The 1,075-nt window shown below is 51.9% G+C and carries 1 pseudogene; it reads right to left on the bottom strand.

The annotated features are described in order from the left end of the window. Nucleotides 1-1,075: pseudogene (locus SCSH_RS02565) on the bottom strand (hypothetical protein); the annotation flags it as partial.

The raw sequence follows: 1,075 nt of genomic DNA on the forward strand, positions 1-1,075 counted from the left end.
ATTGGTATCAGTTCCTGTAGTGATAGTCTTAGTGCCATTGTTGTTATCCTTAACATCGATGAAGCCTGCGGCACCTGCTTTACCGTCTACGCCATCACGGCCTGCGGCTCCGGTATCACCTTTGTCTCCCTTATCACCTTTGGCTCCTTGAGCACCATCAGAAACAGTTACACTGTTCTTCTCATCGTCAGAAACGATGCCATCACCGTTGGTATCAGTTCCTGTAGTGATAGTCTTAGTGCCATTGTTGTTATCCTTAACATCGATGAAGCCTGCTGCGCCAGCTTTACCGTCTACGCCGTCACGGCCATCACGACCTGCGGCTCCAGTATCACCTTTGTCGCCCTTATCGCCTTTGGCTCCTTGAGCACCATCGGAAACGGTCACACTAGTCTTTTCGTCTTCAGAGACTACACCGTCGCCATTAGTATCAGTTCCTGTAGTGATAGTCTTAGTGCCATTGTTGTTATCTACGACATTAACATAACCTGCAGCTCCGGCTTTACCATCTACACCATCACGGCCATCGCGACCTGCGGCTCCGGTATCACCTTTGTCGCCCTTATCGCCTTTGGCTCCTGTGTCACCCTTATCACCTTTAGCTCCTTGAGCGCCATCGGAAACGGTCACACTAGTCTTTTCGTCTTCAGAGACTACACCGTCGCCGTTGGTATCTGTACCTGTGGTGATGGTCTTGGTGCCATTGTTGTTATCCTTGACATCGACGAAGCCTGCGGCGCCAGCTTTACCATCTACACCATCACGGCCTGCGGCTCCTGTGTCACCTTTGGCTCCAGTATCACCTTTATCACCTTTGGCTCCTTGGGCACCGTCAGAAACGGTAACGCTGTTCTTCTCATCGTCGGAGACTACACCATCGCCGTTGGTATCGGTGCCTGTGGTGAGCGTCTTAGTACCGTCGTGGTTATCCACAACATCGACAAATCCAGCTGCTCCTGCTTTACCGTCCTTGCCGTCTACGCCGTCACGACCAGCAGCTCCGGTATCGCCTTTATCACCTTTAGCACCATCGGAAACCGTCACGTGGCTCTTTTCATCGTCGGAGACCACACCA

The organism is Streptococcus orisasini (assembly GCF_001431045.1).
Classification (GTDB): Bacteria; Bacillota; Bacilli; order Lactobacillales; family Streptococcaceae; genus Streptococcus; species Streptococcus orisasini.